The organism is Streptomyces diastaticus subsp. diastaticus (assembly GCF_011170125.1).
GTDB lineage: Bacteria > Actinomycetota > Actinomycetes > Streptomycetales > Streptomycetaceae > Streptomyces > Streptomyces diastaticus.
Genome location: NZ_BLLN01000002.1, coordinates 1,431,329 through 1,444,984, shown reverse-complemented (window position 1 = coordinate 1,444,984; position 13,656 = coordinate 1,431,329). Strand labels below are relative to the sequence as shown.

General features: G+C 73.9%; 11 protein-coding genes. 8 read left to right on the top strand and 3 right to left on the bottom strand.

What is annotated here, in order from left to right; translation table 11 throughout:
• Positions 1-123: 123 nt before the first annotated feature.
• The 5 genes from Sdia_RS07910 (at position 124) to Sdia_RS07890 (ending at position 7,494) form a co-directional block, all read left to right on the top strand.
• Positions 124-1,329, top strand: coding sequence for a sensor histidine kinase (locus Sdia_RS07910; protein WP_115069710.1), 1,206 nt, complete (start codon positions 124-126; stop codon positions 1,327-1,329).
• A gap of 238 nt (positions 1,330-1,567) precedes the next feature.
• Positions 1,568-2,914: a sensor histidine kinase gene (locus Sdia_RS07905; RefSeq protein WP_124287273.1), complete on the top strand. Its 1,347-nt coding sequence runs from the start codon at positions 1,568-1,570 to the stop codon at positions 2,912-2,914.
• Between the two features lie 380 nt (positions 2,915-3,294).
• Entirely contained in the window at positions 3,295-3,954 is a 660-nt protein-coding gene (locus tag Sdia_RS07900; RefSeq protein ID WP_276529941.1) for a response regulator transcription factor, read from the top strand.
• Positions 3,955-4,427: 473 nt separating this feature from the next.
• Complete coding sequence (locus Sdia_RS07895) at positions 4,428-6,416, top strand: 2-oxoacid:acceptor oxidoreductase subunit alpha (RefSeq protein ID WP_100452212.1); 1,989 nt, start codon at positions 4,428-4,430, stop codon at positions 6,414-6,416.
• Positions 6,409-7,494, top strand: a complete 1,086-nt coding sequence (locus Sdia_RS07890; RefSeq protein WP_100452211.1) for a 2-oxoacid:ferredoxin oxidoreductase subunit beta — start codon at positions 6,409-6,411, stop codon at positions 7,492-7,494. Before Sdia_RS07895 ends, Sdia_RS07890 begins: the two co-directional genes overlap by 8 nt.
• Positions 7,495-7,623: 129 nt before the next feature.
• On the opposite strand, the gene Sdia_RS07885 is transcribed toward Sdia_RS07890, so the two are convergent.
• Positions 7,624-7,980: a winged helix-turn-helix transcriptional regulator gene (locus Sdia_RS07885; protein WP_371874238.1), complete on the bottom strand. Its 357-nt coding sequence runs from the start codon at positions 7,978-7,980 to the stop codon at positions 7,624-7,626.
• Between the two features lie 140 nt (positions 7,981-8,120).
• On the opposite strand from Sdia_RS07885, the gene rarD reads away from it, so the two are divergent.
• On the top strand, positions 8,121-9,200 hold the full coding sequence (gene rarD / locus Sdia_RS07880; protein WP_189500154.1) for an EamA family transporter RarD: 1,080 nt from the start codon (positions 8,121-8,123) through the stop codon (positions 9,198-9,200).
• A gap of 248 nt (positions 9,201-9,448) precedes the next feature.
• On the top strand, positions 9,449-11,131 hold the full coding sequence (gene abc-f, locus Sdia_RS07875; protein WP_189500155.1) for a ribosomal protection-like ABC-F family protein: 1,683 nt from the start codon (positions 9,449-9,451) through the stop codon (positions 11,129-11,131).
• 3 nt (positions 11,132-11,134) lie between these two features.
• Here abc-f and Sdia_RS07870 read toward each other — a convergent pair whose 3' ends face one another.
• Positions 11,135-11,452 (bottom strand): hypothetical protein, encoded by a 318-nt coding sequence (locus Sdia_RS07870; protein ID WP_229831089.1) that lies wholly within the window; start codon positions 11,450-11,452, stop codon positions 11,135-11,137.
• A gap of 229 nt (positions 11,453-11,681) precedes the next feature.
• Between Sdia_RS07870 and Sdia_RS07865 the strand changes: the two genes are divergently transcribed.
• The gene (locus Sdia_RS07865; RefSeq protein WP_100452205.1) at positions 11,682-12,164 is read left to right on the top strand and encodes a VOC family protein; all 483 of its coding nucleotides are present in this window, start codon (positions 11,682-11,684) and stop codon (positions 12,162-12,164) included.
• 159 nt (positions 12,165-12,323) lie between these two features.
• On the opposite strand, the gene Sdia_RS07860 is transcribed toward Sdia_RS07865, so the two are convergent.
• Complete coding sequence (locus Sdia_RS07860) at positions 12,324-13,592, bottom strand: LolA family protein (RefSeq protein WP_115069705.1); 1,269 nt, start codon at positions 13,590-13,592, stop codon at positions 12,324-12,326.
• Positions 13,593-13,656: the final 64 nt, after the last annotated feature.

Sequence of the window (13,656 nt, the reverse complement as noted above, 5' to 3'; positions counted from 1 at the left end):
AGCCGTCCGGCCCCGGGCGGGCCCGGAACGCCCACGGACCTGAGGAGGGTGGGGTTAACCCCCGGCACGGCGACCGGCGCACCTCATGGCGGGGCGCCCCCGTGACGGGGGACCCTGTCAGACATGAGCACACCGACCATCGAGAGCGCCCCCGGCCCCTCCGGCGAGCCGACACCGCCCCGCCCCCGGCTCCTCGCCATGGAGGGGCAGACCTGGCGGGAGGTCAGCTACCTCCTGGCCAACCTGCCGTGCACCATCGTCGGTTTCGTCTACGCGGTGACCACGCTCGCGCTCGGCGGCGGCCTGGCCGTCACGGTGATCGGCCTGCCGCTGCTCGCGGTGGCGCTCGGCGGGGCGCGGCTGCTCGGACGGTTCGAGCGGGGGCGCGCGCGGGCGTTGCTGAGGGTGCGGGTGGAGGAGCCCAGTCCGCTGCCGCGGCGGCGTGGCGCCGGGTTCCTGGCCGGGCTGTGGCAGGCGTTGTCGGACCCGGTCGGCTGGCGGGCGATGCTCTTCTCGCTGGTGCGGCTGCCCTGGGGCGTCCTCACCTTCTCGGTGACGCTGGTCGGGCTGCTGGTGCTGTGGCCGGTGCTGCCGTTCCTCATCCGGCTGCTGAGCGACGCCGACCGGGCGATGGTGCGCGGACTGCTCTCCCCCTCCGACGAGTTGGAGAAGCGGATCGCCGAACTGGAGTCGGACCGGGGCGTGGTCGTCGACACGGCCGCGGCGGACCTCCGGCGGATCGAGCGGGACCTGCACGACGGGGCGCAGGCACGGCTGGTCAACCTCGCCATGGGGCTGGGGCTGGCGAAGGAGAAGCTGGCCGAGGGGACGGCCGACGCGACGGTGGCCGCGATGGTCGACGAGGCGCACGGCGAGGTCAAGCTGGCCCTCCAGGAGCTGCGGGACCTCGCCCGCGGCATCCATCCGGCGGTGCTGACCGACCGGGGGCTGGGCGCCGCGCTCTCCTCCCTCGCCGCACGGTGCACGGTGCCGGTGCGGGCCACGGTGGAGCTGCCCGAGCGTCCGGCGGCCGCCATCGAGGGCATCGCCTACTTCACCGTCTCCGAGCTCCTCCAGAACATCAGCAAGCACAGCCGGGCGCGCACCGCCTCGGTCGACGTATGGCGCTCCGGCGACCGGCTTCTGCTGCGGGTGGAGGACGACGGGCGCGGCGGCGCGCGGCTGGACGGCGGCAGTGGGCTGGCCGGGCTCGCCGAGCGGCTGGACGCCGTGGACGGCGTCTTCACGGTCGGCTCCCCCGCCGGCGGGCCGACGGTGGCCACGGCCGAGCTGCCCTGGCGCGCCCGTCCCGCCGCCGAAGGCGGCTGACGGTCGCACCTCCCGCGGAACACGGCGGCCCGCCCGGCCTCACTCCGGGCGGGCCGCCGCGCCCGTGGTGCGCCCTGCGGTCCGCACCTGTCCGGCGGTAGGGGAAACCCCCGTACCAGGACCCCCGCCCGCTCCATGGCCCCGGCCTGCGTGAGCGGCGACTCTGGTGGAGTCGCCGCTCACGGCGGCGCGGCCGGACGACCGGGCGATGTGCGGGGTCGAGGAAAGAGGCGGACGGATGACCACCGAGCACGGGCACGAGCACGAGTACCAGGGGAGCCCCGTGCGGCCCGGGTCCGGGCGGCGCCGGGTCCCGCAGGTGCTGGCGGCCCCCTTCGCGGCCCGTACCTGGGGAGACTTCGCCCACCTCCTGCTGAACCTGCCGATCGCCACCGCCACCTTCGTCTACGCGGTGACGGCACTGGCGCTCGGCACGGGCCTGCTGGTCACCTTCATCGGCGTCCCGGTACTGGCCCTGGGGCTCGCCGGGTGCCGGGGCGTCGGGGTGCTGGAGCGGGCGAGGGCGCGGGCGCTGCTGGGCCTGCGCGTGGCGGAGCCGCAGCCGGTGCGGAGACGGAAGCCCGGCGTGCTCGGGTGGATGACCTCGGTGCTCAGGAGCGGGGAGTCCTGGCGCCAGTTGCTCTACACCCTCCTGCACTTCCCGTGGGCGGTGTTCGCCTTCTGCCTCGTCCTCCCCGTCTGGGCGTACGGCTGGGCGATGCTGACGTACCCGCTGTGGCAGTGGGTCTTCCCCCGGTACGCCGACATCCCGGGAATCCAGCTCTACGGCGACGGCGACCGGCAGGTCTACCTCGACAGCCCGCCGGAGATCGCCCTGGCCAGTGTGGTGGGGCTCGCGCTGACACTGCTCGTGCCGTGGCTGATCCGGGGGCTGGCCTCGGTCGACCGGTTGATGGTGGCGGAGCTGCTCGGGCCGTCGCGGCTGGAGAACCGCGTGGTCGAGCTGGAGTCGGACCGGGGCGCCGTGGTCGACACCGCCGCGGCGGACCTGCGGCGGATCGAGCGTGAGCTCCGCGACGGGGCGCAGGCCCGGCTCCAGGGTCTGGAGGCCGAGCTGGGGCTGGCCAAGGCCGAGCTGGAGAAGGACCCGCAGAGCGCGGCCCGCCTCGTGGCGGCGGCGCACGGCGAGGTGAAGGCGGTCCTCCAGGAGCTGCGGGGGCTCGCCCGGGGCATTCACCCGGCGATCCTCACCGACCGGGGCCTGGACCCGGCGCTCTCGGCGCTCGCCGCGCGCTGCCCGGTGCCGGTCCGGGTCGAGGTGGATCTGCCGGCGCGGCCCGCCCCGGCGGTGGAGGGCATCGCGTACTTCGCCGTCTCCGAACTGCTCCAGAACGTCAGCCGGCACAGCCAGGCACGCTCGGCGCGGGTCGACGTCTGGCGCTCCGGCCACCGGCTGATGCTCCAGGTCTCGGACGACGGCCTGGGCGGCGCCGCCCCGCAGGCCGGTACGGGGCTGACCGCCCTGGCGCGGCGGATGGACGCGGTCGACGGCGTCCTGGTGGTCGACTCCCCGGCCGGGTCCGGCACCACCGCCACCGCGGAGATCCCCTGGCGGCCCTCCTGAACCGGGAGGGCCCCGCGCGGGCCTGCGGAGCGGTGGCGTCTGGCCGGCCGGCCAGACGCCCGGCCGACGCGCCGGCTCGGCCGCGAGGACGGGGGCCGCCCCGATGCCGGAGGCCGCCTGCCGTGGCCTCGCCGAGCGGACCCGTCCCGGCGCCGGGACTCTGCGACGCCTGGGCCCGGTCCGTTCACCCGCACGAGCGAGGAAGTTGTCCACAACCGCCCCGCCATCCACTGTTCCGGCCGCCCGCCGACGCGTTTCGGCGATCCCTGGGATGCTGTACCCCTCGCCGGGGCACGAGGCCGCGGCGGTCCGGCAGGACCAGGACGACCCGGGGGGCGTAGGCCGTGGGTGTGCAGGGAGCGGGTGTGGTGGAGGACAAGGTGAAGGTGGTCATCGCGGAGGATTCGGTGCTGCTGCGGGAGGGGCTGACGCGGCTGCTCACCGACCGGGGGCACGAGGTCGTCGCGGGGGTGGGGGACGCGCAGGCCCTCCTGAAGACCATCGACGAGCTGGCGGCGGAGGGGAGCCTGCCGGACGTGGTGGTCGCCGACGTGCGGATGCCTCCCACCCATACGGATGAGGGGGTGCGGGCGGCGGTGCTGCTGCGGCAGACCCACCCCCGGGTGGGGGTCCTGGTCCTCTCGCAGTACGTGGAGGAGCAGTACGCGGTGGAGCTGCTGGCAGGTGAGACCAGGGGGGTCGGCTATCTGCTGAAGGACCGCGTGGCGGAGGTCCGGGAGTTCGTGGACGCGGTGGTGCGGGTGGCGAGCGGCGGCACGGCCCTCGACCCGGAGGTGGTGGCCCAGCTGCTGGGCCGCAGCCGCAAGCAGGACGTGCTGGCGGTCCTCACCCCCAGGGAGCGGGAGGTGCTGGAGCTGATGGCGGAGGGCCGGACCAACGCCGCGATCGCCCGTCGGCTGGTGGTGAGCGACGGCGCGGTCGAGAAGCATGTGAGCAACATCTTCCAGAAGCTCGGCCTCTCCCCGAGCGACGGCGACCACCGCCGAGTCCTGGCGGTGCTGACGTACCTGAATTCCTGACCGCCGGCTGTCCGGTTCCTGACCACGGCCGTGTGCCCGGCCGCCGCCGGGAAGGCCCGGCACACCGCGCCTTCCACCGCGCCTTCCCCGGTGGCGGACGGCCCAGCCTCGGCGAGGTGGGCCGGGGGCCGTCCGGAGCGGCCGGGCAGTCGGGCAGTCGGGCAGTCGGGCAGTCGGACGGCCTAGTCTCCGGGGCTGACCCAGCCGGGCGCCGGGGCTGATCCCGCCTGGGACGAAAGAACGAGTCGCGCGCCGGAGCGCGGAGGCGCGAACGGAAGCGCGGATGCTTACATATCCATACAAAGTGCCTCGGGAAGCCGTCTCACCTGCCCGTCCATCATGCGAGCAACCCGAGGAAGGCCACCCTTACCGACGTAGGGTGGTCCCCGGGAGAGCCGACGGGCCGGCGCTTCCCCCGCTGTCCCTGCCCCGTGGCGGGGAGACCACACTGCCCCGACGGGAGGACCAGTTCCGTGACCAGCCAGGTCAGTAGCACAGCCGAGCAGGCCGACGGCGCCGTTGTCGCCGAACAGCGGCCGCCGCTGCCGGGCGCCGGTCAGGACGGCGCGTCCGGTCCGTCACCGGATGCCGGACAGCAGACCGAGGCCAAGGAGGTCCGCAAGCTGGACCGGGTGATCATCCGCTTCGCGGGCGACTCCGGCGACGGTATGCAGCTGACCGGTGACCGTTTCACCTCCGAGACGGCCTCCTTCGGCAACGACCTCTCCACGCTGCCCAACTTCCCGGCCGAGATCCGGGCCCCCGCAGGCACCCTGCCGGGCGTCTCCTCGTTCCAGCTGCACTTCGCCGACCACGACATCCTCACCCCGGGCGACGCCCCGAACGTCCTGGTCGCGATGAACCCGGCGGCGCTGAAGGCCAACATCGCCGACGTGCCGCGCGGCGCGGAGATCATCGTCAACACCGACGAGTTCACCAAGCGCGCGATGCAGAAGGTGGGGTACGCCCAGTCCCCGCTGGAGGACGGCTCCCTGGACGGCTACAGCGTCCACCCGGTGCCGCTGACCACGCTGACGGTCGAGGCGCTGAAGGAGTTCGACCTCTCCCGCAAGGACGCCGGGCGCTCGAAGAACATGTTCGCGCTCGGGCTGCTGTCGTGGATGTACCACCGCCCCACCGAGGGCACCGAGAAGTTCCTGAAGTCGAAGTTCGCCAAGAAGCCGGACATCATGGCGGCCAACATCGCCGCGTTCCGCGCGGGGTGGAACTTCGGCGAGACCACCGAGGACTTCGCCGTCTCCTACGAGGTCGCCCCCGCCGCGGCGGCCTTCCCCACCGGCACCTACCGGAACATCTCGGGGAACCTGGCGCTCTCCTACGGCCTCGTCGCCGCCGGCCGACAGGCCCAGTTGCCGCTTTACCTCGGCTCGTACCCGATCACGCCGGCCTCGGACATCCTGCACGAACTGTCGAAGCACAAGAACTTCGGCGTGCGGACCTTCCAGGCCGAGGACGAGATCGCGGGGATCGGCGCCGCGCTGGGCGCCGCCTTCGGCGGGTCGCTCGCGGTGACGACGACCTCCGGCCCCGGTGTGGCGCTGAAGTCGGAGACGATCGGCCTGGCGGTCTCCCTGGAGCTGCCGCTGCTCATCGTCGACATCCAGCGCGGCGGCCCCTCCACGGGCCTGCCCACCAAGACCGAGCAGGCCGACCTGCTCCAGGCGATGTACGGGCGCAACGGCGAGGCGCCGGTCCCGGTCATCGCCCCGCAGACCCCGGCCGACTGCTTCGACGCGGCGATCGAGGCGGCCCGGATCGCGCTGGAGTACCGCACGCCGGTCTTCCTGCTCTCCGACGGCTACCTGGCCAACGGCTCCGAGCCGTGGCGCGTCCCGGACACCGACACCCTGCCCGACCTGCGCACCCCGTTCGCGACCGGCCCGAACCACACCCAGGACGACGGCACCGAGGTCTTCTGGCCGTACAAGCGCGACCCCGAGACGCTGGCGCGCCCGTGGGCCGTGCCCGGCACCGCCGGCCTGGAGCACCGCATCGGCGGCATCGAGAAGCAGGACGGCACGGGCAACATCTCCTACGACCCGGCCAACCACGAGTTCATGGTCCGCACCCGCCAGGCCAAGATCGACGGCATCGACGTCCCGGACATCGAGGTCGACGACCCCTCGGGCGGCGCCCGCCTGCTGGTCCTCGGCTGGGGTTCGACCTACGGCCCGATCACGGCGGCCGTGCGCCGTATGCGGACCGACGGCGAGTACGTCGCCCAGGCGCACCTGCGCCACCTCAACCCGTTCCCGAAGAACCTCGGCGAGATCCTGAAGCGGTACGACAAGGTCGTCGTCCCGGAGATGAACCTCGGCCAGCTCGCCTCGCTGATCCGCGCCAAGTACCTCGTCGACGCCCAGTCCTTCACCCAGGTGACCGGCCTGCCCTTCAAGGCCGAGCAGCTCGCCACCGCGCTCAAGGAGGCCCTCGATGGCTGACGCCACCACAGCCGCGGACGCCCCTCGCTCCTTCCAGTCGCTGTCGCTGGTGCCCAAGAGCGAGGCCAGGCAGTCCATGAAGGACTTCAAGTCCGACCAGGAGGTCCGCTGGTGCCCGGGCTGCGGTGACTACGCGGTCCTCGCCGCCGTCCAGGGCTTCATGCCGGAGCTGGGGCTGGCGAAGGAGAACATCGTCTTCGTCTCCGGCATCGGCTGCTCCTCGCGCTTCCCGTACTACATGAACACCTACGGGATGCACTCCATCCACGGCCGCGCCCCGGCCATCGCGACCGGTCTGGCCACCTCGCGCCGCGACCTGTCCGTCTGGGTGGTCACCGGTGACGGCGACGCGCTCTCGATCGGCGGCAACCACCTGATCCACGCGCTGCGCCGCAACGTCAACCTCAAGATCCTCCTCTTCAACAACCGGATCTACGGGCTGACCAAGGGCCAGTACTCGCCCACCTCCGAGGTCGGCAAGCTGACCAAGTCCTCGCCGATGGGTTCGCTGGACGCGCCGTTCAACCCGGTGTCGCTGGCGATCGGCGCCGAGGCCTCGTTCGTCGCCCGCACGGTGGACTCCGACCGCAAGCACCTCACCGAGGTGCTCCGGGCCGCCGCCGACCACCCGGGCACGGCGCTGGTGGAGATCTACCAGAACTGCAACATCTTCAACGACGGCGCCTTCGAGGTCCTCAAGGACAAGCAGCAGGCGGAGGAGGCCGTGATCCGTCTGGAGCACGGCAAGCCCATCCGCTTCGGCGTGGACCACGCCAAGGGCGTCGTCCGCGACGCGGCCACCGGCGACCTGCGGGTGGTCGACGTCACGCCGCAGAACGAGGCGGACATCCTCGTCCACGACGCGCACAACGCCTCGCCGACGACCGCCTTCGCCCTCTCCCGGCTGGCCGACCCGGACACGCTGCACCACACGCCCATCGGTGTCTTCCGCAGCGCCGACCGGCCGGTCTACGACACGCTCATGTCCGACCAGCTGGACGAGGCCGTCGAGCGGCAGGGCGAGGGCGACCTGTCCGCGCTGCTCACGGGCAACGACACCTGGACGGTCGCGGGCTGACGCGCGGGTGCCGCGGCCGGGCCGCGGCACCCCCACCCCACCTGGCACGGGCCGGGGCGCGCCGATCGGCGCGCCCCGGCCCGTCGGCGTGGAGCGGGGGTCAGGCCGCGCGCAGGCGCCCGGGGCCACTCATCCGCGACGCTTGCCTGTGGCCTCACGCCGCGCGTCGTACTCCCGCCTGGCCGCCTCCACGCCGGTGAGACGTTCGCCGGTCCAGCGGGCCAGGGATCGGACGAGGCCGGCGGCCTCCTGGCCGAGCGGCGTGAGGGAGTAGTCGACGCGCGGCGGAATCACCGGGTGGGCGTCGCGGTGGACGATGCCGTCCCGCTCCAGGGTCTGGAGGGTCTGGGTGAGCATCTTCTCTCTGACGCCGTCGACGGCCCGCCGCAGTTCGCTGAAGCGGTAGGAGCGCTCGGCGAGCGCGATCAGCACCAGCACACCCCAGCGACTGGTGCCGTGCTCCAGGATCGAGCGGGGGGCGCACATCAGGCGGGTCGCGCACCGGAACTCCTCGCCCGGACTGTCAGGACCGTATCGCGGTACGGACATGACAGCCCGGGCGTGCGGCGCTACATTCGGCTCAGGGCCGCGCTGGACAGTCGGCCGCGTCGCCGCAGGAGGGGCCCGTGAAGCCGTCGTCGTCCACCGCACCCGCGCCGCCCGCGCCACCGGAGGCGACGGCGGGCGCCCTCTCGGCCCGGGCCGGGCTGTTCAACGGCGTCGCCGCGTACAGCATGTGGGGCCTCGTGCCGCTCTTCTGGCCGCTGCTGAAGCCCGCCGGGGCCGGGGAGATCCTGGCCCACCGCATGGTCTGGTCGCTGGCCGTGGTGGGGATCGTGCTGGTGGTGCTGCGTCGCTGGAGCTGGGCGGGCGAGCTGGTGCGCCAGCCGCGCCGGCTCGGCCTCGTGACGGTGGCGGCGGCCGTGATCACCGTCAACTGGGGCCTGTACATCTGGTCGGTCAACAGCAACCACGTGGTCGAGGCGTCGCTCGGCTACTTCATCAATCCGCTGGTGACCATCGCCATGGGGGTGCTGCTCCTGAAGGAGCGGCTGCGCCCCGTCCAGTGGGCGGCGGTCGGCACGGGACTCGCCGCGGTGCTGGTCCTCGCCTTCGGCTACGGGCAGCCGCCCTGGATCTCCCTCGTGCTGGCCTTCTCCTTCGCGACCTACGGCCTGGTCAAGAAGAAGGTGAACCTCGGCGGTGTCGAGTCGCTGGCGGCCGAGACCGCGATCCAGTTCCTGCCGGCGCTCGGTTTCGTGCTGTGGCTCGGCGCGCGCGGCGAGTCGACCTTCGGGACGGCGGGCGGCGGGCACGCGGTGCTGCTGGCGCTGACCGGCGTGGTGACGGCGGTGCCGCTGGTCTGCTTCGGCGCGGCGGCGATCCGGGTGCCGCTCTCCACGCTGGGGCTGCTCCAGTACCTGGCGCCGGTCTTCCAGTTCGTGCTGGGCGTCCTCTACTTCAAGGAGGAGATGCCGCCGGAGCGCTGGGCCGGTTTCGGCCTGGTCTGGCTGGCGCTGACCCTGTTGACCTGGGACGCCTTCCGCACCGCCCACCGCAACCGCGCCCGGGCCGCCGAGCTGGCGGACCGGCTTCCGCAGGCCGCGGCACCGGCGGCCGAGCAGCCCGCGGCTTCCGGTTCCGTCGAGGCGGCACCCGGCCCGGAGACCGTGGCCGCCGCCGAGGACCCCGCGCCCCGGCTCTGAGCGGCCGGACGGAGGCTACAGGTGGGCCGCCCGCGAGAAACCGTTGGCGGCGTCCGGCCCGGCCCCGTTAGCCTGGCCTCATGCGTATGTACTCGTACTACTACTTCCGCTGAGCGCGAGCGCGTTCCGCGCCCCGTGAGCTGAGCCGCGCGTCCGCCACCCTGAGGCGGGGATGTCCGCCGGCACGCCCGGGCCTGCCGGAACGCGCTCTTCCGCGCCCACGGTCCGTACGCATCCCAGGGACACCCATGCCTTCGCGCACCCCTATCCCCCGCACCCCGCACGCCCCCGCCCGTTCCGCCCAGCTCGCCCTGAAGGACGTCTCCAAGGCGTACGGCGAGCGGGCGGTCCTCGACCAGGTCTCGCTGACCGTCCGCCCCGGTGAACGCGCCGGGGTCATCGGCGAGAACGGCTCCGGCAAGTCGACGCTGCTCAAGCTGATCGCCGGGGCCGAGGCGCCCGACTCCGGCGAGATCACCGTGGTCGCGCCGGGCGGCACCGGACACCTCCGCCAGACCCTCGACCTCGCGCCGCACCTCACCGTCCAGGACGCCGTGGACGACGCCCTCGCCGGCCTGCGGGAGCTGGAGTCCCGGCTCCAGGCGGCCGGGGAGCGGCTGGGCGAGGCCGGGGAGCGTGAGCTGGCCGAGTACGGCGAACTGCTCGCCGCCTTCGAGGCCCGCGACGGCTACCGGGCCGACACCCGGGTCGAGACCTCCCTGCACCACCTGGGCCTCGGCCACCTCGGCCGCGACCGGCGGCTCGGTTCGCTCTCCGGCGGGGAGCAGTCGCGGCTGGCGCTCGCCTGCGTGCTGGCCGCCGCCCCCGAACTCCTCCTGCTCGACGAGCCCACCAACCACCTCGACGACCGCTCCACCGACTGGCTCGCCGACCGGCTCCGCGCCCACCGCGGCACGCTGGTCACCGTCACCCACGACCGCGGCTTCCTCCAGCGGGTGGCGACCACGATCCTGGAGGTCGACCGCGACACCCGCGCCGTCACCCGCTACGGCGACGGCTGGCCGGGCTACCGCCGCGCCAAGGCCGCCGCCCGGCGCCGCCGGGCCCACGAGTACGAGGAGTACGTGGCCGAGGTCGCCCGGACGCAGGAGCTGGTCGCCGCGGCGGGACACCGCCTCGCGACGACCGGGCGCGACCCCGGCGAGGGGTTCGGCAAGCATCGCCGCTCCTCCGAGAACAAGCTGTCGGGCCAGGTCAGGGCCGCCCGGGAGCGCCTGGACCGGCTCCGGGCCGCTCCCGTCCCGCCGCCGCCCGAGCCGCTCCGCTTCCGTGCCGCCCTCAGCCCGCACACCGGCCCGGACACGGAGCCGGAGCGGTCCGCGCCCCTGCTGGCCCTCACCGGCGTACGCGTCGCCGGCCGCCTGCACGTCGACGCGCTCCAGGTCGAGCGAGGCGGTCGCCTGCTGGTGACCGGGCCGAACGGCGCCGGCAAGACCACCCTGCTCCGGGTGGTCTGCGGCGCCCTGAAGCCCGACGCCGGCACGGTCGAACGCGCCCCCGGCGCCCGGATCGCCCACCTGGCGCAGGAACTGCCCGTCGACCCGGCGCCGGTGCCGCTGCTCACCGCGTACGCGGCGGGCCGGCCGGGCCACCCGGACGAGTACGCGGCCGAGTTGCTGGCGCTGGGCCTGTTCCGCGAGGACGACCTGGCCGTGCCGGTTCCTGCCCTCTCGGCGGGCCAGCGGCGGCGGCTCTCCCTGGCCCGGCTCGTCTCCCGCCCCGCCGACCTGCTGGTCCTCGACGAACCCGCCAACCACCTCTCGCTCACCCTGGTCGAGGAGATGGAGGAGGCGCTGGAGGCGTACGCGGGCGCGGTCGTCGTGGTCTCCCACGACCGGCGTTTCCGGGAGCGTTTCACCGGGCGGCGACTGGAGCTGGCGGGCGGCCGGGTGGCGGCGTCGTCCGGCTGACCCTCAGAACGAGCCGCTGACCAGCGCCCCCACCGGCAGGGAGAGAGCGGGGGCGCTGGTCAGCAAGGCCGCGAGCCACCAGTGGCGGCGGGCGTGCTCGGCAGGTGTGAGGTTCCTGAGCCCCAGGTTGGCCAGGAACCACAGGGCGCAGAGGCCGAGGAGCAGCGGGGTGAGGACCACCGCCCACGGGAACATGCCGTCGTTCTCGGTCGGTTCGCGGCTGGTGAGACCGAGCGCGGCGAGCGGGAAGTTGATGAGGAAGAGCATGAGGAGGAAGAAGGGGACGAGTCCGACCACCCCCAGGCAGAGGTTGGCGGCCACGGTCAAGGGCCACGCCCACCGTCGCTCGCCCCCTGCCGCGCGTCCGTCCGGGACCACACCGCCCGCCACGCCGTCGTCCCGCACGGCTGCCCCCCCCTTGCTCCCCCGGGCGCCGGGACCTGCCACGGCGGCTGCCCGAACGGTACCCCGGAGCCGCCTGGGCTCCCCGTGCGCGCCCGTTCACCGTGTTCGCCCCTCCCCCGCCGCCCCCCGGCGCTTGAATGACCGCATGACTTCCCCGACCCCACCCGCCACGCCCGTCACCCCCGTCCACTGGAAACTCGTCGTCGACGCCCACGACCCGCACGCCCAGGCCCTCTTCTGGTCGGGGGCGCTCGGCTACGCCATCGAGGACAACGACGCCCTGATCGCGCGCGTCCTCAGCTTCGGCGGCGCCCCCGAGGAGGCCACCGTCGAGTTCCAGGGCCGCCGCGCCTGGCGCGACCTGATCGCCGTACGCCACCCCGAGGACCCGGTCGACGAGGAGACCGGCGCCGGCGAGGGCCGCCGCATCCTCTTCCAGCGCGTCCCCGAACCCAAGTCCGCCAAGAACCGCCTCCACATCGACCTCCACTCCGGCGGACGCCCCCGCGAGTCCGAGGTCCGGCGCCTGACGGAACTGGGGGCGACGGTGGAGCGGGAGGTGGCGGAGGCCGGGGGCACCTGGGTGGTCATGCGGGACCCGGAGGGGAACGAGTTCTGCGTGCACTAGGGGGCGTCCCTGGAGGCCTGTGCCCGCGAGGTACGGGCACAGGAGTTTCCGGGGCCTGGCCCGTGCCGCACGAGCAAGCCCCGCCCTTCGGCTCCGAGCCGGAGTCGAAGGGCGGGGCCTCGCCACATGCAGGCGCGAGGTCAGCTACCCGCCGGGGCCCTACTTCCCCGCCACCTCCATCAGCTTCTCCGGGGTCACCGCCCCGACGAACGCCCGCCCGTCCTCGGTGACCAGGGCGTTGACGACACGGGTCGAGAAGAGGGTGCCCGTGCCGAAGTCGCCCTTCACCTTCTTGCCGAGGGAGTCGAGGGAGAGGCCGGCGGGGGCGTTTGAGCCGGAGCCGCCGGTCGGCAGGCCCTCGCCCTCGGGGAAGGTCAGTTCGGCCACCGAGGCCCAGCCCTTGCCGTGGACCTCGGTGCCGTCGGCCGAGGCGAGGCCGGCGAGGGGGCCGGGGAGGGAGTTCAGGGCGGCCTCGGCGTCCTTCGGGGCCTTGGCGTGGTCGCCGCTCCCGGGCGCCTCGCGCGGGCCGAGTCGGTCCGACTCGGTGATCTTGGCGTCCTTCGGCGGGGCGAAGGTGCCGGCGGCCGGGCGGGCGAAGTCGATCTTGGAGAAGCCCGCGTCGACGATGGCCTTGCCCCCGCCGGCCGGGGCGACGGTGAACTTCAGCGGGGTGCCGGTCTCGGCGTCCACGGCGATGCGGACGGCCTTGACGGTGGAGCCGGAGTCCTTGGGGCTGAGGGCGAGCTGGTAGGCGTCGCGGCCCGCGACGCTGGTGGTGCCGTCGACGGTGACGCGGGTGGTCTCGTCGGCGGCGTCCAGCGCCTGGGTGGCCAGTTCCTTCGGGGACATGCCGGAGGCGTGGTCGTCGGCCGGGCGGTCGCCCTTGGCCGTGCCGCCGGACTCGCCCCTGGTGTGCAGGGCCTCGCCGGTGGAGCCGTCGTAGGCCCAGACCTGCTCGCCGTCGCGGATGAGGCTGTACTCGTCGGCGCCGTCCACGAAGGTGAGCTTCTGGCGGTCGGGGCCGTCGCCCGCGACGCGCAGGGTGTGGGTGCCGGAGGCCAGCGAGGTCAGCTTCTCCTCGGGGGTGGCGGTGGTGCCGCCCTTGCCGCCCTCGCCCTCGGCGCCGAGGCTGCCGGCCAGTTCGGAGAGGTCGAGGCCGCCGAAGGAGGGGAGCCCCAGGTCGACGGAGACCTTGACGGTGCCGGAGAACCGGTCGGTCTCGGAGGCGGCGATCTTCTCCACCAGCTCCTGGGCGGTGACCTCGGGCAGGTCCGGGTCGCCGCTCGCGGCGAGCGCGGGGACCAGGCCGATGGTGACGGCGGCCACGCCGATGACGGCGACCGGCACGCCGTACCGGGCGGCGAGCCGGGCGGGCCCGCGCTGTCCGGCGGGGGCGGTGGGGCTCGTAGCGGAATCGTTCGGTGCCATGGCGCTTCCTCCGTGGTCGCGGTGGTACTCGGTGTCCGCTCGCGCCCTGCGGCGCCTGGCGCGC

Bases quoted from the DNA above. Each gene is read 5' to 3' on its own strand.
- Sdia_RS07865 (WP_100452205.1), top strand. From the start codon at position 11,682: ATGACTTCCCCGACCCCACCCGCCACGCCCGTCACCCCCGTCCACTGG.
- Sdia_RS07860 (WP_115069705.1), bottom strand. From the start codon at position 13,592: ATGGCACCGAACGATTCCGCTACGAGCCCCACCGCCCCCGCCGGACAG.
- Sdia_RS07885 (WP_371874238.1), bottom strand. From the start codon at position 7,980: ATGTGCGCCCCCCGCTCGATCCTGGAGCACGGCACCAGTCGCTGGGGT.
- Sdia_RS07890 (WP_100452211.1), top strand. From the start codon at position 6,409: ATGGCTGACGCCACCACAGCCGCGGACGCCCCTCGCTCCTTCCAGTCG.
- Sdia_RS07905 (WP_124287273.1), top strand. From the start codon at position 1,568: ATGACCACCGAGCACGGGCACGAGCACGAGTACCAGGGGAGCCCCGTG.
- Sdia_RS07910 (WP_115069710.1), top strand. From the start codon at position 124: ATGAGCACACCGACCATCGAGAGCGCCCCCGGCCCCTCCGGCGAGCCG.
- abc-f (WP_189500155.1), top strand. From the start codon at position 9,449: ATGCCTTCGCGCACCCCTATCCCCCGCACCCCGCACGCCCCCGCCCGT.